Source organism: Vibrio sp. VB16 (assembly GCF_015594925.2).
GTDB lineage: Bacteria > Pseudomonadota > Gammaproteobacteria > Enterobacterales > Vibrionaceae > Vibrio.
The window spans coordinates 1,166,688-1,184,129 of record NZ_CP087591.1; the positions used below are offsets into that span (position 1 = coordinate 1,166,688).

20 protein-coding genes are annotated in these 17,442 nt (G+C 39.9%); 9 read left to right on the forward strand and 11 right to left on the reverse strand.

The window, feature by feature from the left end:
* Positions 1-14: 14 nt before the first annotated feature.
* From IUZ65_RS21645 to IUZ65_RS21655, 3 genes are read right to left on the reverse strand one after another with little or no spacing between them, the layout of a single operon-like run.
* The gene (locus tag IUZ65_RS21645) at positions 15-701 is read right to left on the reverse strand and encodes an RraA family protein (RefSeq protein ID WP_195706078.1); all 687 of its coding nucleotides are present in this window, start codon (positions 699-701) and stop codon (positions 15-17) included.
* Positions 702-703: 2 nt separating this feature from the next.
* The gene (locus IUZ65_RS21650) at positions 704-1,360 is read right to left on the reverse strand and encodes a bifunctional 4-hydroxy-2-oxoglutarate aldolase/2-dehydro-3-deoxy-phosphogluconate aldolase (RefSeq protein ID WP_195706079.1); all 657 of its coding nucleotides are present in this window, start codon (positions 1,358-1,360) and stop codon (positions 704-706) included.
* Positions 1,360-2,373: a C-terminal binding protein gene (locus IUZ65_RS21655; protein WP_195706080.1), complete on the reverse strand. Its 1,014-nt coding sequence runs from the start codon at positions 2,371-2,373 to the stop codon at positions 1,360-1,362. The genes IUZ65_RS21650 and IUZ65_RS21655 overlap by 1 nt, the downstream gene beginning before the upstream one ends.
* A gap of 208 nt (positions 2,374-2,581) precedes the next feature.
* On the opposite strand from IUZ65_RS21655, the gene IUZ65_RS21660 reads away from it, so the two are divergent.
* The 4 genes from IUZ65_RS21660 to IUZ65_RS21675 all read left to right on the forward strand — a co-directional run bounded on the left by IUZ65_RS21660 (position 2,582) and on the right by IUZ65_RS21675 (position 6,988).
* Positions 2,582-3,064 carry a TRAP transporter small permease gene (locus IUZ65_RS21660; RefSeq protein WP_229638277.1) on the forward strand — a complete coding sequence of 161 codons (483 nt, stop codon included), beginning with the start codon at positions 2,582-2,584 and terminating at the stop codon, positions 3,062-3,064.
* Position 3,065: 1 nt separating this feature from the next.
* The gene (locus tag IUZ65_RS21665) at positions 3,066-4,349 is read left to right on the forward strand and encodes a TRAP transporter large permease (protein ID WP_195706081.1); all 1,284 of its coding nucleotides are present in this window, start codon (positions 3,066-3,068) and stop codon (positions 4,347-4,349) included.
* A 256-nt stretch (positions 4,350-4,605) separates the two neighbouring features.
* Positions 4,606-5,601, forward strand: a complete 996-nt coding sequence (locus IUZ65_RS21670; RefSeq protein WP_195706082.1) for a TRAP transporter substrate-binding protein — start codon at positions 4,606-4,608, stop codon at positions 5,599-5,601.
* A gap of 91 nt (positions 5,602-5,692) precedes the next feature.
* A complete protein-coding gene (locus tag IUZ65_RS21675) occupies positions 5,693-6,988 on the forward strand; it encodes a hypothetical protein (RefSeq protein ID WP_195706083.1) in 1,296 nt (431 codons plus the stop codon).
* A gap of 81 nt (positions 6,989-7,069) precedes the next feature.
* Here IUZ65_RS21675 and larB read toward each other — a convergent pair whose 3' ends face one another.
* From larB to IUZ65_RS21690, 3 genes are read right to left on the reverse strand one after another with little or no spacing between them, the layout of a single operon-like run.
* A complete protein-coding gene (gene larB / locus IUZ65_RS21680) occupies positions 7,070-7,738 on the reverse strand; it encodes a nickel pincer cofactor biosynthesis protein LarB (protein ID WP_195706084.1) in 669 nt (222 codons plus the stop codon).
* Positions 7,738-8,547 (reverse strand): adenine nucleotide alpha hydrolase, encoded by an 810-nt coding sequence (locus tag IUZ65_RS21685; protein WP_195706085.1) that lies wholly within the window; start codon positions 8,545-8,547, stop codon positions 7,738-7,740. Before IUZ65_RS21685 ends, larB begins: the two co-directional genes overlap by 1 nt.
* A gap of 14 nt (positions 8,548-8,561) precedes the next feature.
* Complete coding sequence (locus IUZ65_RS21690) at positions 8,562-9,746, reverse strand: LarC family nickel insertion protein (RefSeq protein ID WP_195706086.1); 1,185 nt, start codon at positions 9,744-9,746, stop codon at positions 8,562-8,564.
* Positions 9,747-10,018: 272 nt separating this feature from the next.
* Here IUZ65_RS21690 and IUZ65_RS21695 point away from each other — a divergent pair, with 272 nt between their 5' ends.
* The 5 genes from IUZ65_RS21695 to IUZ65_RS21715 all read left to right on the forward strand — a co-directional run bounded on the left by IUZ65_RS21695 (position 10,019) and on the right by IUZ65_RS21715 (position 13,784).
* Positions 10,019-10,612, forward strand: coding sequence for a HupE/UreJ family protein (locus IUZ65_RS21695; RefSeq protein WP_195706087.1), 594 nt, complete (start codon positions 10,019-10,021; stop codon positions 10,610-10,612).
* A gap of 187 nt (positions 10,613-10,799) precedes the next feature.
* A complete protein-coding gene (locus tag IUZ65_RS21700) occupies positions 10,800-11,459 on the forward strand; it encodes a GntR family transcriptional regulator (protein ID WP_195706088.1) in 660 nt (219 codons plus the stop codon).
* A gap of 340 nt (positions 11,460-11,799) precedes the next feature.
* Positions 11,800-11,973 carry an HAD-IA family hydrolase gene (locus IUZ65_RS21705; RefSeq protein ID WP_195706089.1) on the forward strand — a complete coding sequence of 58 codons (174 nt, stop codon included), beginning with the start codon at positions 11,800-11,802 and terminating at the stop codon, positions 11,971-11,973.
* A gap of 93 nt (positions 11,974-12,066) precedes the next feature.
* On the forward strand, positions 12,067-13,251 hold the full coding sequence (locus IUZ65_RS21710; protein ID WP_195706090.1) for an MFS transporter: 1,185 nt from the start codon (positions 12,067-12,069) through the stop codon (positions 13,249-13,251).
* Between the two features lie 20 nt (positions 13,252-13,271).
* Positions 13,272-13,784, forward strand: coding sequence for an NUDIX hydrolase (locus tag IUZ65_RS21715; protein ID WP_195706091.1), 513 nt, complete (start codon positions 13,272-13,274; stop codon positions 13,782-13,784).
* Positions 13,785-13,833: 49 nt separating this feature from the next.
* Here IUZ65_RS21715 and IUZ65_RS21720 read toward each other — a convergent pair whose 3' ends face one another.
* The 5 genes from IUZ65_RS21720 to IUZ65_RS21740 all read right to left on the reverse strand — a co-directional run bounded on the left by IUZ65_RS21720 (position 13,834) and on the right by IUZ65_RS21740 (position 17,434).
* Positions 13,834-14,307: a YHS domain-containing (seleno)protein gene (locus IUZ65_RS21720; protein ID WP_195706092.1), complete on the reverse strand. Its 474-nt coding sequence runs from the start codon at positions 14,305-14,307 to the stop codon at positions 13,834-13,836.
* Positions 14,308-14,379: 72 nt separating this feature from the next.
* Positions 14,380-15,129, reverse strand: coding sequence for an NRDE family protein (locus tag IUZ65_RS21725; protein ID WP_195706093.1), 750 nt, complete (start codon positions 15,127-15,129; stop codon positions 14,380-14,382).
* Positions 15,129-15,656: a DinB family protein gene (locus tag IUZ65_RS21730; RefSeq protein ID WP_195706094.1), complete on the reverse strand. Its 528-nt coding sequence runs from the start codon at positions 15,654-15,656 to the stop codon at positions 15,129-15,131. The genes IUZ65_RS21725 and IUZ65_RS21730 overlap by 1 nt, the downstream gene beginning before the upstream one ends.
* Before the next feature lie 12 nt (positions 15,657-15,668).
* The gene (locus tag IUZ65_RS21735) at positions 15,669-16,745 is read right to left on the reverse strand and encodes a D-alanine--D-alanine ligase (RefSeq protein ID WP_195706481.1); all 1,077 of its coding nucleotides are present in this window, start codon (positions 16,743-16,745) and stop codon (positions 15,669-15,671) included.
* A gap of 92 nt (positions 16,746-16,837) precedes the next feature.
* Complete coding sequence (locus IUZ65_RS21740; RefSeq protein WP_195706095.1) at positions 16,838-17,434, reverse strand: VTT domain-containing protein; 597 nt, start codon at positions 17,432-17,434, stop codon at positions 16,838-16,840.
* Positions 17,435-17,442 lie beyond the last annotated feature (8 nt).

Below are 17,442 nucleotides of genomic sequence, written 5' to 3' on the forward strand. Positions count from 1 at the left end.
ATGGGCCGTCACAATTAGATGCGACCAAATTTAGCTAACAGTTGCTCTACTGTTGCACCATTTAGGATCTCTTCACGAGTGGCTTTCTCATTTTCAGCCAGTTGTTTTGCTGCTGGATAAACTTCTTCAACGTGTTGAGATGCAACAACAGTAACACCAAGTTCATCGGCAACAACTAAGTCTCCTGGATTTACTATTTGCCCACCACACACTATAGGAACGTTAATCTCAATCGGTTCAGTACGACCTGTCTCTGCAGAATGTGCTGCTCTAGGTGAAACGGAACGAGAAGCGACTGGAAAGTCTAGAACCTTACTTTCATCTGTATCTCGAACCGACCCGTCAACTACGGCTCCTACTACACCTGCAGCGCGAGCCAGTCCTGACATCAAACCACCCCAAATTGAAGTGTTTGGTGTTCCATTTGCATCAATAACAATTACGTCGCCTGCTTTAGCTATATCGAAGATAGGTAGGCAATCAACGATATCACCAGGTTTAAGCTTTACGGTTAATGCTGAACCAATAAATGGTTTGTTGCATGAACAAAATTTTATTTCATGGTCCATTACACCGTCACGCTTAAATGCATCACTAAATACAGCACTTACACTCAGTGTATCTTTCATCTCTGCGCATTTTGCGTACAGCTCTTCATTAATTATTGGACGAGGGTTGATGATTTTTTTTGCATATTCCATGTTTACTTCCTAATTGATTCAATAGCTTGCTTAAAGAGACAAGCATTTTGGTAAATTTTGTCGAACTCTTTATTCTCGACAAGAGTGTTGTTTACTAAGTTAGAGCCTATGCCAAACCCTATGGCACCAGCTTTGGCGAATTCTGCTAAGTTTTCTGAATCTACACCACCGACAGCGATAAACTTCAGGTCAGACAATGGACCGCTAAGTGCTCCAAGATAACTAGGACCTAACAACCCCCCCGGGAATAGTTTTATAAAATCGGCACCAGCAGCATCGGCTTTAACCGCTTCTGTCGGGGTCATAACTCCAGGTAGAGAGACCATTTCAAGTCGACGTGTCGCCTGAATTACCTCAGTATTGAAGTCTGGTGAAACTATGAATTGGCCACCTAGCGCTTTTACAGCCTTCACCTGTTCGACGGTAGTGACTGTCCCTGCACCAAAAATCAACTTGTCGCTGAATTCACTGGCAAGAATATCAAGCGCTGCCAATGTGTTTTCATCACCGTTTTTTCTATCAAATGTTACTTCGACTAGGCGAATGCCACCTTTATAAAGGGCATCCATAGTTGGGCGAATATTGTTCGGAGAAATACCGCGAACAATAGCGAACACCTTATGTTCTACAATTGCAGAAATAGTTTCTTGTCTCATCATTATTTTCCCGACATTGGCGTTTTAACACGTGCAACCGGATCAAGAGGCTCACCGCCTAATAAAACGGCTTTTGCGTTCTCAGCCGCAATACGACGGCACTCTTGGAAAGCTTCTTGAGAAACGTAAGCAACGTGTGGAGTGACTATGCAGTTGTCTAATCCAAAAATTGGGTTATCTTTTGGATTCCAGTTATCTAGTTTTGCGGGTTCTTCTTCTGGATCATCAAGTCCGGCAGAAGCGATCCAACCTTCAACCAATGCTTTGTATAATGCTGTGTTGTCGACAACTTTTCCGCGAGCACCGTTTACAAGTACTGCGTTTGATTTCATCTGACGTAAACGGTCTTCATTTATTAAACGGTCTGTTTCTGGTGTATGTGGGCACATTACGTTGACGACGTCGGATGTGGCGAAGAGGGTATCCAAGTTAACTTTGTCGACACCGAATGTATTCATATATGAACCAGATACATAAGGATCGTAAGCGACGACCTTAAAGCCCAGAGCCGTTATTTTTTTCGCTATATTTTGCGCAATACGACCAAAACCAATTAGTCCCCATATGGATGAACGAAAGCGCTTTGGAACTGAGCCATCGATATCCCAATGCCAGTTACCCTCGTGGGTAGATTTGTTATATGCAGGTATTCTTCTAAATAATGTCAAACCAAGTGAAATTGAATGATCTGCTACTTCATCAATGCAGTAGTCAGGTACGTTTGACACCTTAATTCCATGGTCGTAACAAGCTTCAACATCTAAGATGTCAACACCAATACCGTAACGACATATGACCTTACAATTATCGAGTTGCTCAATGGTGGCACGTGGGATCTTAGCGTACTGTTGTAAAATAGCATCAGCATCTTTGGCGAGCTCTGCTAGCCCAATTCCTGTCTTACAGGTGAGGCCTATTACTTCAGCACCAATAGGTTCTAAAACGCTTTTTTCGATATCTAAATCAGGGTAATCAAAGTCAGATACATAGACCTTAAATTTTGCCTCATTAATCATAATAATAACCTCATATTGTCATATTTACATTCTGATATCTAACATATCAGTGTATTTTGAAATTAAAAATGGTTTCGGTGTTTATATGTGATCTAGTCCAAATAAACGCCTATGAGTAGTAAAGTTGAGCGATTATTACTTTTTGAAGCTAAAAAATGGGTCTATGATATCTAACATATTAGTTGTGACTGAAAATGATAGGGAAGTAATGATGAAATGGTTAAATGAAAATTTGGAAGCAGCGTTAGGAGGGACGTTGTTAGCAAGCATAGTCTTGTTAATTACAATGCAGGTAGTGATGCGGTATGTGTTTCAGAACGCATTATCATGGTCTGAAGAACTTACTTTATGGACCTTCATCTGGTTTATTTGGATTGGTATTTCTTATGCATTTAAAGAACGAAAGCATGTGAAGGTAACATTTTTTCAAGATATGCTCCCTAGTAAAGTGAAGCGTTACCTTGAAGTTGTCATTGATATAGTTATTGTTTGCTTCTTGCTTGTAATGGTGTACCAATCCTACAAATTAATTACCTTACCATACGTCTTGTCTCAAAAATCAGTAGTTCTAAATATTCCTATTGCATTTATGTATGCTTCAGCTCCCGTGGGATCGTTACTTTCGGTTTTTCGTATTATCCAACATTATACAGTAAAGAAAGCACACGATTCGTGTGCAGTGGAGGTTTAAAATGTCAGGAATTATTTTATTTGTAGCGCTAGGGATATTTCTAATTCTTGGGATGCCAATTGCTATGAGCCTAGGTATGAGTTCACTTTTTGTAATGAGTGTTGTCGATGGTGCTCCTCCCATTAGCTTGATGGCTCGCTCGATAGTAACCGGAGCTGACTCATTCCCTCTGATAGCAGTACCGCTATTTATTCTTGCTGGAGACTTGATGCAGCAAGGTGGTTTGTCACGACGAATTATCGGTTTTGCTTCTTCATTAGTTGGTCATATTCGAGCCTCGTTGTGTTATGTGAACGTGATAGCCTCTATGTTTTTCTCCGCAATTTCTGGCTCTGCTCCTGCAACGGTTGCAGCAATCGGATCTAATATTATTCCTTCAATGTCGCAGCAAGGTTATAAAAAGGACTTCTCATCTGCTTTAACTGCCTCAGCGGGCATGATCGGTGTAATGATACCGCCGAGTATACCTTTTATTATTTACGGGGTATCAGCAGAAGTATCTATCGGAAAGCTATTCATTGCGGGAGTTATTCCTGGTGTACTTTTTGGATTGATGTTTATGGTGGTTAGTCGGTTTGTTGTACGAAATGAATTGATTATGGATATTGAGCTTACTCCATTCTCCTGGAAAAGTGTTGGCTTAGAGTTCAAACGTGCTATTTGGGCACTTATTGTTCCTGGAATTATTCTAGGTGGTATTTATGGAGGTATATTTACTCCGACTGAAGCAGGCGCTGTCGCTGTTGTCTATGCAATTATTTGTGGTCTGTTCATATATAAAGAAATTTCATTTAAGGATTTGCCTAAAATATTTGCACGTTCAACATTAACTTCAGCAACTATATTAGTTTTAGTCGTTTTTGCCGCGGCATTTGGTCGGTTGATTACATTTGAGCAAATCCCAGCGGCTGTTGCTAATTCATTAGTTAGTATGTCGGATAATCCAATAGTAATAATGTTGTTAATAACAATAATGTTATTACTTATTGGTATGTTTATGGAAACTATTTCAGCGATCATCATTCTAACTCCAATTTTATTACCTGTAGTTGTTGCTATTGGCGTAGATCCTATTGTATTTGGTGTTATTTTGACAGTAAACCTTGCTATCGGCTTCTGTACACCTCCTTTAGGAGTTAATATTTTTGTAGCGAGTCAGGTTTCAAACGTAAGTATAGAGAAAATATCTAAAGCTTTAATTCCATTTATAGGTGCGATGTTGATATTACTGTTAATAATTACGTTTATTCCAGAGATATCTCTTTTCTTGACCCGGTTTGTCTAATTTAACTGCCTAAATATATATAAATAGCCACCATGTATATGGTGCTTTTTTATATATTTATGGTTTTTTTATGAAGTAAATATTCAATTAAGATCTTTTTTCGTGACTTTTCTCACAGCACAACAACCATATTTAATAAACAATAGACATCTGATATATCAGATGTCAGTTTGAATAAGCTAATGCACGATATATTGGTATTATCAAAAATTAAAACTAGAAACTAGAATTTTCTGTACAAACCTATGAGGTAAAAATGAAAAAATTACTTATCGCAACAACGGTTTCAATGCTTGCTCTATCTACATCAGTGATGTCGGCGACTACGATCAGAATTGGTCATGGTGCTAACGAGAATTATCATTTGCATCGTGCCCTAGAGCAATTTAAAGAAAATGTAGAAACGAAGTCCGAAGGTAAATTTGAAGTTCAGATTTTTCCTAGTTCTCAGATGGGCCCTGATCGTGAAATGATCGAAAGTGTACAGTCAGGATTGTTACAGATGGCGGTTTCTCCATCCTCTTTTTACTCTTCTTGGGACCCATCATTTGATGTAGTTGAACTTCCGTTTATTTATCCAAGCAAAAAAGTGGCATTAGACACAGTCAATGGCGCTGCTGGTGATAAAATGCTGTCTAAGCTAAATAATATGAATTTGCAAGGTTTAGGATGGTTAGAAAATGGAGTTCGTCACGTAACTAATAGTAGTCGTCCTATTGAATCTCCTGAAGACTTAAAGGGCTTGAAAATCCGCACTATGAAGGTGCCTGCGCACGTTAAGACTTTTAACTCTCTAAACGCGACAGCAACGCCCATGAACTTTGGGGAAGTATACTCAGGTCTACAACAGGGTGTTATTGATGGACAAGAAAATCCAATCGCGCATATCTACGCTCAGCGATTCTATGAAGTACAGGATTTCGTTAGTCTTACCAGCCACGTAATTACTTTTTACATTCCTGTTATGAATTTAGAATTTTGGAACTCATTATCAAAAGATGACCAAAAATTACTTAACGAAGCAATGCGCTCTACAGAGCAATATCAACAAGAGCTTGTTTTAGCAGAAGAAGGTGATCAAATTGAGTCATTTAAGAAACAAGGTACAAAAGTGAACGTTTTGGATGAAGCGCAATTACAGCTGTTTATTGACGCAACGGAGCCAGTTCGTGAAGAGTATAAGAACAAATTAGGCGCTGATGTTTATAATGCTTGGATGGAAGCGATTAAAGAGAATTCAAACAACGGGTAGGGTTCTCTAAGTTACAATAAATGAGAGAGGGTTTTCCCTCTCTTTTTTTTCAACTGAATAATTCACGAAAAGTTGAATATTGAGGCGTGTAATGTTTGACAAGAATATAGAGTTTACTCTCGATGGCGGTTTCATATGTGACTTACCCAAAATGGTTAAGGTGAAACAAAGCTTTAAACGCAGAAAAATTGAAGACATAAATCATAGAATTAAAGAAGAGCTAGCCAAAATTCCTGAGACTCAAAGCCTACAAGGAAAACGTCTTGCCATAACGGTAGGAAGCCGAGGGATTTCAGGTTTAATACCTGTATTGCAGCAAACAATACTATTTTTACTAAGCTGTGGTGCGAAACCATTTGTGGTGCCTTCTATGGGGAGTCATGGTTCGGCTAATGCTCAAGGGCAAGTGAGCATATTGGCAGCATATGGTATCACTGAGAAGAGTATGGGTGTGCCGATTTGCTCGTCGATGGAAGTCGTAAAGGTTGCAGAGATGCCCGATGGTGTGCCGTTGTATTTAGATAAAATAGCAACCGAAGCAGATGGTATCATTTTGTGCAATAAAATTAAGCCTCACGCTGATTTTAAAGGTCATATTGAAAGTGGTATTCTAAAAATGCTCAGTATAGGATTAGGTAATCATGTCGGTGCATCAACATTACATCGTTATGGTTTTCATAATTTTCACACAGTGATCCCAGAGGCAGGGAAGCGCCTTCTTGATAAAATCACCGTACCGTTTGCTATTGGCTTAGTTGAAAATGCTTACGATGAACTTATGGATATTGAGATAGCACTGCAACATGAAATACTAGAATTAGAGCCAACTTATCTTGCAACTGCGAAAGAAAATATTGCACATATATTGATTCCAGAAATTGATGTGTTGATTATTCAAGAAATTGGGAAAAATATAAGCGGTGAGGGGATGGACCCTAATGTTACAGGTCGCCCCGGTTCTGGTGTGACAGGCTTTTTTGGGCCTAATATCAGTAATACAGTTGTGTTATCTCTTACTGAAGCTACTCATGGTAATGGTGTAGGAATTGGTATGGCTGATATTACGACTAGAGGGTTAATACAGAAACTCGATTTTTCTGCGATGTATACCAATGCTGCAACTGCTGGGACATTAGCAACGGCCAAAATACCGATGGTGATGAGTAATGATTTTGAAGCAATTGTGTTCGCTTTGAAAACGGCCCCAATTCATGATATCAGTGAAGCTAAGATTGTATGGGTCAAAAACACTCTGGAACTCGATAATATTATGGTGTCGCAGGCTTTGTTAGAAAGTATAGAAGAGATTGAGAATGCAGAGGTTGTGTCCGAATTAATGCCATTTTCCTTTGATGAAAATAATGTACTTCTTACATGGTATAGATAGTTCTTAGGTTACCTACAACCGTAAAGGTTGTAGGGTATCTCTGATTTGGAAAAACTGTTGTAATCGATACGTAGAAAACGATTATATGGAAAAACTTTTGCATATCTTGATGGCAGCACAAGCGGCTCCAAAGCCATTGTCTATATTGACAGTAAGTACTCCCGCAGCGCAACTACCTAAGCAGGAATTAAGTGCGAGTTGGCCACCAGCAGAGACACCATAGCCAACAGATGTTGGTACTGCAATGATTGGCGTTGGTACGAGACCTGCGAGTACCGTTGGTAGTGCTGCTTCCATGCCGGCTACTGCCACAATAATCTTCATACTGGATAACTCTTCAAGAATGTCGTTTAGTCGCCACATTGCGGATACGCCGACATCTTCATAAAGAACAGCGCCTATTCCATGGTAAGTTAACGTTCTTCGTATCTCATGGCAGACTGAAGTGTCTGATGCCCCACCTGAAATGATAGCGATTTGGCTTGGACATTTTAGGGGTATAGATTCCATTTTATCCAGACCTAAGATAGCGGTATTAGAAACTTCGCAATAGTCTATTTTTGACCTAAATGTCGACTCAATATTAAGGAATTTTTCAGGGTATAATCGTGTAAATAGTAAATTTTTATCCTCGTTTAAAGCCAGTGATATTATGTGCTCTATTTGTCGTGGTGATTTACTTTCGCAGAAAATCGCTTCCTCTACACCACATCGAATGGCTCTGTCGAAATCTAAAATAATATCTGGCACTACTTAGCTCCAATAAAGGCACTGCCTCGTTTGTAAGGCGTAAATGTGATTGGGATATTTAATTGGTGTTGTTGTGTGATTTTTTCCACTTCAATCTTTAAGATTGTGATCTCCTTTGAAGATAAACTACTAAGTTGCGTACGGTTTATCTCTATAGTTATTTTACCTGATTGAACTCGACATCGAAGCGAATCGCAGTGTAAAAGCTCATTCAATCTTGTTTCAATATCTTGTATAAGATTGAGGCTTTCTTCATTAACGCTGATTCCTGTTTCAATTCGGCTAGCTAGGCAGGGAGATGCTGGCAATACTGATAACTGTGGTAAGCCTAACCGTTGGGCCATTTCCCTTATGGTTTGCTTATTGATGCCTACTTCAACATATGGATGTAGTACATTGTGCTCTCTTGCTGCAATAAGACCAGGGCGATAGTCATCAAGATCATCGAGGTTGGTCCCAGAAACGACAGTACCATGGTTGAAGGAGGAAAGTTTAGTGTACAAACAAGTTTTACAAAAATAACAACGATTTACAGGGTTCGTTTTGTATTCAGGATGGTTTATTTCTCCACTATCTACAAATTGAATATTCCAATTATACGTATCGGCAAATTCTTGAATTCTGGCCGTGTCACAGGTTGGTACAGCAGCCGAAATAGAATGTATAATCTTTGCTTTAGACCCTAAGGTTTGATGTGCAACATAAGCTAAGGTCATACTGTCAACACCACCGCTCACTGCGACAGTTACCTTTTTTAAGTGTTTTAGATAGACTTGAAGCTTGTCTAATTTTGAGTCTGTTTTTGTCATATTTACCCCGCCACTTATTTCTCTACAATGCGACTAAGTGTTTTAATAGAATGGTAATTTAGTGTTGGATCGTTTAGATGGTTAGATTCAATTTTACTAGTAATACTGCCATCTGGCCGGGTCACAGTTTTGATATCATACTCACTATCCGCAACTGCAACTTTACTATGTTGGCGAGCCAGTATTTTTCTTTGGCATTGCCAATATCGTATACCGATGGTTGATGTGTGGTTAAACACATAATTGATGACGACTGAAGTATTCTGATTATTAGTTAATATCGTTAATGTATGGATGTGACGATTTTTTTTGCCGATAGCGATTGATTCAGTTATCTCTAATACGCCTTCTTGTGCTCTGATTTTTTCTCGTGCTATAGCCAGTTGCTCTCCGGTCATATCATCGATATCACATTGGATGGTAGTTACTGAGTCACTCTTGCTGATAGAGCATGGTTCGCTTACTAACAAGGTAGTGCGAAGTAAGTTTGCTCTATCCGGTAGTTCACGTGTGCCAAAGCCATACCCTATTGCGGTCACCATTCCTTTAGACAATTGGGGCTCTGGATTTAACCAAGCGAGTATGGCAGCTCCAGTCGGGGTTACTCTTTCCCCTTTGATGCCATCATCGATGAACGAAAACTTCTTGAGTAATAAGAGTGTCGCTGGTGCAGGAACAGGAATGACACCATGAGCACATTTTACAGTACCACCACCCCAAGGTATCGGTGAGCATGACCAGGATTCTACATTTGAATGGTGAATGAGCCATGCTGCCGACACAATGTCGACTATGCAATCCCAAGCCCCCACTTCATGAAAATGTACATCCTCAACTGACTTGTTGTGTATCGTTGATTCTGCAGTGGCTAATAGTTCAAAAATACCTAGTGCGTGATTGCGTACGTGTTCATCTTCCAGTTGCTCTACTAATAAAGTACGAATAGAGCGCCAGCTTCGATGGTGGTGTTTATGGTCATGGTCTGTGTGGTCGTGAAGTTGACTTATATCGACTAAGAACCGTTGTCCACTTATGCCTTTATCCATGGCTGAAGTAAGCTGTAAGTGAATATGGTTTTGGTGGATTAATTTATTAAGAACACCAAATAGTGGGATCTCTAATTCAGGTATTGCATCCAACATTGATGCGGTAAACATATCACCAGCAATACCGCCAATTAAGTCTAAGTGGATGTGCATTAAGTTACTCCAAAAATGTATGTATCAATATTTATTCACAGGTAAGCTATCGATTCGTTTATCTGATATGTTAGATGTACTTTAAATAATAGATGTAATTGATGTAGTTTTGCAAACGTAAATTAGTTGCATGAATGGTTTTTGTGATTGATGTTAACTCCTGATGATAGAGTCCATGATTCTAGCGTAGTATCTGATATGTTAGGTGTTGTTTTGTTCAGTTATTTACCTTAATATGCGAGTAGTTACTAATGGATATACTTAGGCGTAAAATGATATTACATAAAAAATTTCTTGTTGCTTTATTGTCATTAGCTTCGTTAAACCCTACAACATCTTGGGCACATCCCAGTCACTCAAAAGCTGACATTTTTTCTGGTATACTCCACCCACTTACAGGGTTAGATCATTCTATCGTAATGTTGGGGCTTGGTTTTATCGCCGTCGTATGCTTCCAACGTTCTAAGATAGTAAATGTGCTGTCCATATTTTTGATCAGCTTAATTTCGGGGGTAATTTTGGGCATGCTTGGAATTACCATACCAAAACCAGAACTATTGATTGTAATGTCGGTTTGTTTTGTTGGTATCACTTTTTTGTTGAGTGCGTCGAAGTCAAAACTGCAGGAATTCATGGGTTATATTGCTACGTTAATGGCTGCAGTTCATGGTTATATACATATTATTGAGATACCTAGTACAGCACCAGTTGCAAGCTATTCTCTGGGTATCATGTTGTCTAGTGCGGTAATTTATGTTTTAGGCGCTTCGCTAGGTACTTTGTTTTTTATAAAGAAAAGTCAAAATAAGATTCAAATTTTTAGTGGTGGTTTATATGTTGTGGCCTCAGTGGTACTGTTTATTTAACATTGATTCTTTGATTCTTTGATTCTTTGATTTAGTGACAAAAAGTATAAGTGTTTATTTTTAGTCCTTTTAAAATCACTCATTGCGTAATAAACTGATTTATAGAAATTTTTGTTCTAAAGCTGGATTAATTCTCGAACACTAATTATGACCATCTAGCTATAGAGAAGCTACAGAGGAAAAGACATTGAAGAGTATTATTCGCCCGAAAAGTTTAACTGAAAATGTGGCAGAAAGCTTACGTCGCTCGATCGTCAGTGGTGAGTTAGGTTTAGGTCAGTCACTATCAGAAGCGTCTTTATCAGAGACGTTTGGCGTGAGTAAAACTCCTGTTCGTGAGGCGTTATTTTTACTCAAACAAGAAGGCTTGATCGATATTATTCCACAGAAGGGCAGTTTTGTTTTTCAACCTAGTGAAAAGTCCATTGTTGAACTGTGTAATTTTCGAAGTTTTCTGGAGCCTATAGCGTTAAATGAGTCGATGCGTAATAATCCAGAAAAGTTTCTTGAATGTTTAGAAATTTGTATCGTTAAGATGGAACATAAGTTCAAAAATAAAGATTTGAAAGCATTTTTGTTACTTGATGGTGAGTTTCATGAATCGTTTTTCGAATTTTGTGGTAATTCTCTTGTTCAAAAAAGCTACCAGTTAGTGCAATTTCACATTGGAGCTATTCGAAGCCACTTAACAAGCTCTGATGAAGCTTTTGAAGAAATTCTAAATGACCATAAGCGAATCTACACTGATCTTAGTAATGGCAATGTAGAGAAAGCAAAGGATACTTTGCGAAAACATGTGCTTGATATAAAAAGCATGATTAATGCTTGTATATTAGTCCCCTCTTAAATAGTATGAAATTTTTGATTTATTAATCAAATGCTTATACATTTAATCAGGTCTATTGTCAAAATAGAGTTGATTTTTACTGTTGTACTGAGTTACAAGATATTCATTAATTGTGAATTTTTTTGTTAGCATTCCAAGAACCTAGAGTCGCTTACGATGTTTTAAGACCGCAGCCATAGGACCGCAGTAGGTATTGAAGTGACTGAATGAAAATTATGGAAATAAAGTTCGTAGACTTGATGAATAAACCGCTAATTCATAGTGCTATGGGTTCTATTTTAACGATATTTCTTTTTGAACCATATTGCTCGCGCATTTACTTGATACCCAAATATAGGCTTTGTTTCCAAAACCAAAGAACTGTCTAGTCGTTGAAGATAGCCCTGTCGGGATCCAAGCGGCTCAAGCTGCTGGAATGAATGTCGTTCTATATGACCCCCATCAAATCCATGCTGAAATAGATGTTGAATATCGCGTGTCATCAATGCACGACATCCGCGCGTTATTGTCATAGGATGTTCCGTTCTATGGCAAACTAAGTTTACGATTAGGCAAATCGCATTTTGGATTTAAATAATAAGCGCATTAGCACCACTAAGGATAACCAGTGCAAACATCTAACCACCGGGTTTGGCAAAACCCACAGAATTTTTTAATACTTACCTCTATCGTTATCACTATTGCCTTTTCGAGTTGGCAGGCTTTGCTGAATAATTTTGTGGTGGAACGTGCAAATTTTGATGGCGCCGATATTGGTCTTCTTCAAAGTGTTCGAGAAATCCCAGGTTTTTTAGCCTTTACCGTTGTGTTTGTTCTTCTATTTATCCGTGAGCAGAAATTCATGATTATTGCGTTGGCAATGTGCGGGCTAGGTACGGCTGCGACAGGATTTTTTCCATCTCTTGGCGGGTTGCTGTTTACAACGTTAATGATGTCTATTGGGTTCCATTACTTTGAAACGTTAAAGCAATCACTCTCTTTACAATGGTTAACGAAGGCAGAAGCACCAGAGGTGTTAGGCAAGCTTATCTCTGTTAGCGCCTTTGCTTCGCTTTTTACCTACGCAGCACTCTGGTTGGCGCTAGAGCAGTTAGAGCTAGACTACATTTGGGTTTATCTTATCGCCGGTAGCGTCGCTTTTATGATCGCGTTGGTGCTTGCGTTCGCCTTTCCAGCCTTTGAAACCCATACCCAACAGAATAAAAAGCTTGTTTTGAGAAAGCGATATTGGCTTTACTACGCTCTGACCTTTATGAGTGGTGCAAGGCGACAAATATTTACGGTATTCGCCGGTTTTTTGATGGTAGAAAAATTTGGATATTCTGCAGCGGATATTACCTTACTCTTTCTCATCAACTACGCGTTCAACTGGTTGTTCGCAAGGAAAATTGGGCGACTAATTGGCCGGGTTGGAGAGCGAAAGGCGCTCGCGTTTGAATATATTGGTTTGATCGCCGTTTTTCTCGGCTACGCCTTTGTAGAAACCGCGGAGTGGGGCGCCGCTCTTTATGTTGTCGATCATCTGTTTTTTGCCTTGGCCTTAGCCATTAGTACTTATTTTCAAAAGATTGCTGATCCAGCGGATATGGCGTCAACAGCTGGAGTCGCCTTCACGATAAATCACATTGCAGCAGTGGTTATTCCCGTTACTTTTGGTGTTATTTGGCTTGTTTCACCGGCGGCGGTTTTTCTATTGGGAGCGGGCATGGCGATTGTGTCGCTATTACTTGCGCTGAATGTACCCGAAAAACCAACGGAAGGTAACGAAGTCAGAGTACTGAGTTGGCGATAAAGGATCAAAGGATTCACAATATGAAGTTTTGCCCTAAATGTGGTTCAAAATCACTGATCATTCAATATGTGCCTGCAAAGCTTTACACATGTAGCGAATGCTCATTCTCTCTGTTTCAGAATGTGGCGACGGCAGTGATGGTTGCAATCTGTTGCAAAGATGAGGTGCTCATCGCGACTCGGGCAAGGAACCCAGGTTTGGGAATGTGGGATTTCCCCGGTGGATTTGTTGATCCTGATGAAACGTTAGAACAGGCGATTTTACGAGAGCTTCATGAGGAACTTGATCTTGAACTTGATTTAGGCGATGCGATGTACGTTAGCTCTAATCCTAATACCTATCCATATAAAGACATTACTTATAGAACGTGTGATACATTTTTTGTGGTAGAGCTTGATGAAAAACCCGCAATGAAACCGCAAGATGATGTGGCAGAGATTAATTGGATTGCGATGACTGATGTAGATCTTAATAATTTTGCTTTTGAATCAACAAAAATCGCGTTTAAGCAGTTAATTAAGTTTAGAAGATAAAATAATCAGGCCATTTGCCTGATTATTTCCATCACCAAAACGAAGAATGTTATTCATTATTAAGATTATTTTTCTTGAATAACATAGGCCAGTTTTTGTTCCCTTGAGCGATAAACCCCGGTACATCTTTAAGCCATTTATTTTGAATATCGCGATTGTAGTTTATATATAGCTTGCCATCGACTATCGTCCATTGCTCTGGATCACCAGAGGCAAAATCGTTTTTTTCTGCTATTGCCCACGCACAATAACCACCATATTGCGGAGCGTACTTTGAAGGGTTCGCTCTAAATTTATCCATATTACCTTTGCTAGAAAAATACCAATCAGCACCCATGTATTCTAGTTTGAACTCGCTTTTGCCCTTCATCGCTCTACTATGCGAGAAATAGGCGACGGTATCGTAACCATCTAAGGCCTTGTTGCTAAAGAACCCTGTATAGACGGGTTCTTCAGCTAGCACTGGTAGAGTGAATAATACGCTTGCAATCAGTATTAAAATACTCGATAACCACTTTCTCATTGTAACGTCCTTTGTTAAATATTCGCAGTTAACAGAGTAGACAGATAAGGAAGCGGAAAACTTTCACACAAACTAAGCAAATTTTTCTATTTGCTTAGTTTCGAGTTTAGCTAACGTACTTTTATGATAAGGCGCTTGCATGCAAGGTGAGCCATCTTGATAGTTAACGTTTACTTCGTCTTTGTTTACTATCACATGGGTGAAACTGACCGTGTGGGCATCATCTCTATGCATACAGGGTGAAAGGCGACCTTTATTGGGCTCATGGCTATGATGAAAAGCAAGCCTAGATGCCGTGCTCTCTTCGTTGGCATTGAAGATGGTGAAAAGTTGCCTACGAGAAGTTCGTACAGTATCGGCATCAACGGCGCTGGAAATGAGAGGAGGTAACGGCAACGTATCGACTAATGTCTTGCCATCCCATTGAAGCGCTTTTACGTGGCCTTGTTCTGAGTTTAACTGTGCGTCAAAAATAACCAAGGTGAATGGTGCATATTGGCTTAGGTTTAGTTTAGTGAAATCACCGATTAATGATTCTGCGCTGGAAAAATGAGCAAAAGATCGGACTAATTGTCCACGGCTAATTAATTCACCTTTAGGGATATCCCCTTGATAAAAATTCAGAAGACATAGCGTGAGACCAAGTTCATTGGTTGCGATCCAACTTCCTTGTCCAACCGGGTCCACTGGCATCAAAAAATTGACGTCAGATTCACTTTTAAATTGAGATGGTGGCTGCGCTTTCGCTCGACCTATTTGTTCATCTCTATTGAAGAAAACTTGGTAACCCGTTTTATCAAGAAGCCACGATGCCGTGCACATTAAGCTTGTCCTCTTAAATATGTCGCCGTAGCAGGAGCGTAGCCTAATTGCTCGTTAGTTTCTATGTCACAATGCGTTGTAATCACTTTTATTATGGCCAAATGATGGATAGTATGACTAGAGACAAATAGTAACTCTCGTCGCAGTGAAGAGGCCATCTCACACACTTTTTGAGTTGAGATCGTTGCTTCTGACAGGATGGTGATTGGAACATCTAGTTGATCGGTTTTCAATGCTTCTAACCATGCTTTAATTTCTTGTAGTTCGGAAATGCCCACAAGCAGGTCTGTCTCTACAGGGGCTCCACGACGGCGATGGTCGTAATCGACAACACCAATATCGGGTTGCTTAACGAGTGCAAAAAATAGGTCTAAAATATGCCTTAGGTGTTCACCTATCGAACTTTGTACATATGGCGTCGCTTTAAATGTATAACTGTTTTTATCAAGTAGTGCACATAAAACCAAGCTCTGTTCTACTGCTTCTAAACTGCCAATAATAGACGGGCAAATAGATGTATTATTCATATTACGGCCTGCTTAATCCGTTGATGGGTATTGTTTAATGAGTTCGTTCTCTTCTTTTAGGGCTTGAAACAAAGCACTCAGCTTCGGCGGTTTATGGCCGGCTTTTTTCTGTAAATACCCTATTTTGTAAAGAGAACGGTATTGGAAGAGTAGGGTTGAAAATATCTCTGATAATGTCGTCTTACTGTCCCAAATATGTGTGGCTTCACTACTTGCACCATTGATCTCAATGATTTGTAGTTCTTCTCCAGCCATTAAGCTTTCAATGTTTTTGAATTTGATATCCAGCCGTCCGTAGTGAAAACCATTGAAGTCGTCGAATATCGCATCCAATTGCTCTGTTAGTGCAGGTGTAATAAATTGATTACCGTTTTTGAAGATACTGCCACGGCTATGGCTACCTGCAAACGCCAGTCTGAATTCTAAGCCTTTAGGTAGAACCCAATCGAGTTTCTGTTGATGCCTCTCTTCGTAGATTTTTGCCAACTGTCCTGCTCTTGGATCGTCATGAATCAGTTGCTGTAACGTTTTTATACCATCGCCTTCTATATAGGGTGCGTATTTTAACGTAATTGAGAAAACCTGACCTTTGGTTTCGCCTGGGTATCGCATATAGAAAACACCGACTTCAGCATCATAATCGGATTTTTTTTGCAGAAGATAATCAGCCCCTGTTGGGAAGCGTTGAATGTAGTCAACCAACTGTTTTTTGTTGTGAACTAACCTAACACCAGCCCCGCGACAACCTTTGTCTGGTTTGGCGACGACCGGAAACGCCAATTTTTCGGATTCCATTGCATCGAGCGCATCTTGTATCTGAATGGCGATAGATTGGTTGTTTTTTCTAAGGGTGCAGAAAGGTAGGATCCATTGCTTTGCTTCTTTACCTGCTAGGTTAAGGATATCTTTCTTCGATTCACCTACCATTCCGCTCAACCAGATGGATGGGTTTGCGATCAATGGCAAACCAACGCTTCGATATTTAAGGCTGTGCCATAAGCTTTGAATAACAACGGGTGTATAGAAAAACCACGTTGGCCAAAACTCATATCGAGAAACGGCCGGACCAGATTTATCCATTTCAGGCATCCCTAGCCGAGACTCTATAGACTGTCCTTTATTCAGAGGGAGAACGTTGTCCTGTTTTATTTGGCCAGTTGATTCTGGTTGATTGAGTGCGCTCAAATGGAGGCTCCTTTCCCGTGAGTATTCATTTTTTTTCTTGATGTTCGATTGATTAACCATAAAACGACGAAGGCACATGGTGCGATAATCCATTTCCACTGACTGTCACTTAGCCAACTGATTGAACCAAGTTGGTAGATACAAAAGAATATGAATGCGGTCCAAATGGCAGTGGCTAACATTACCGCGCCCATAAAGTGATGAAACTTGATACCAAATAGACCGCTTAAGGTAAAGCCTATCGTTCTTAGTCCGGGGATAAAGCGAATAATGGCAATGTTTAAAAGAGGGCGGTGTTTGAGCCGTGATCTGACGATACGCATCCCCCTGTTTTTTAATAAGCGGTATCTCAGTCCCCGCCATTTTGCGGCTAGCGCACCGGCACCATACAAAGCAATATCTCCGGTTGCGATTCCGATAAAAATGGCGATTAAAGCAATCTCAGGGGAGATGGACTGGTCAGCAGCCAATAGTGCAGCGGTGATGATGGCGAGATCTTCTAACAGGTAAGAGAGCAAAATGATGGAGACAGCGATCTCTAAAACGGTGAGGTTTCCCGATACAGCCAATCCTTGCGTGAGCCAATCTGTCATTTCTTTCC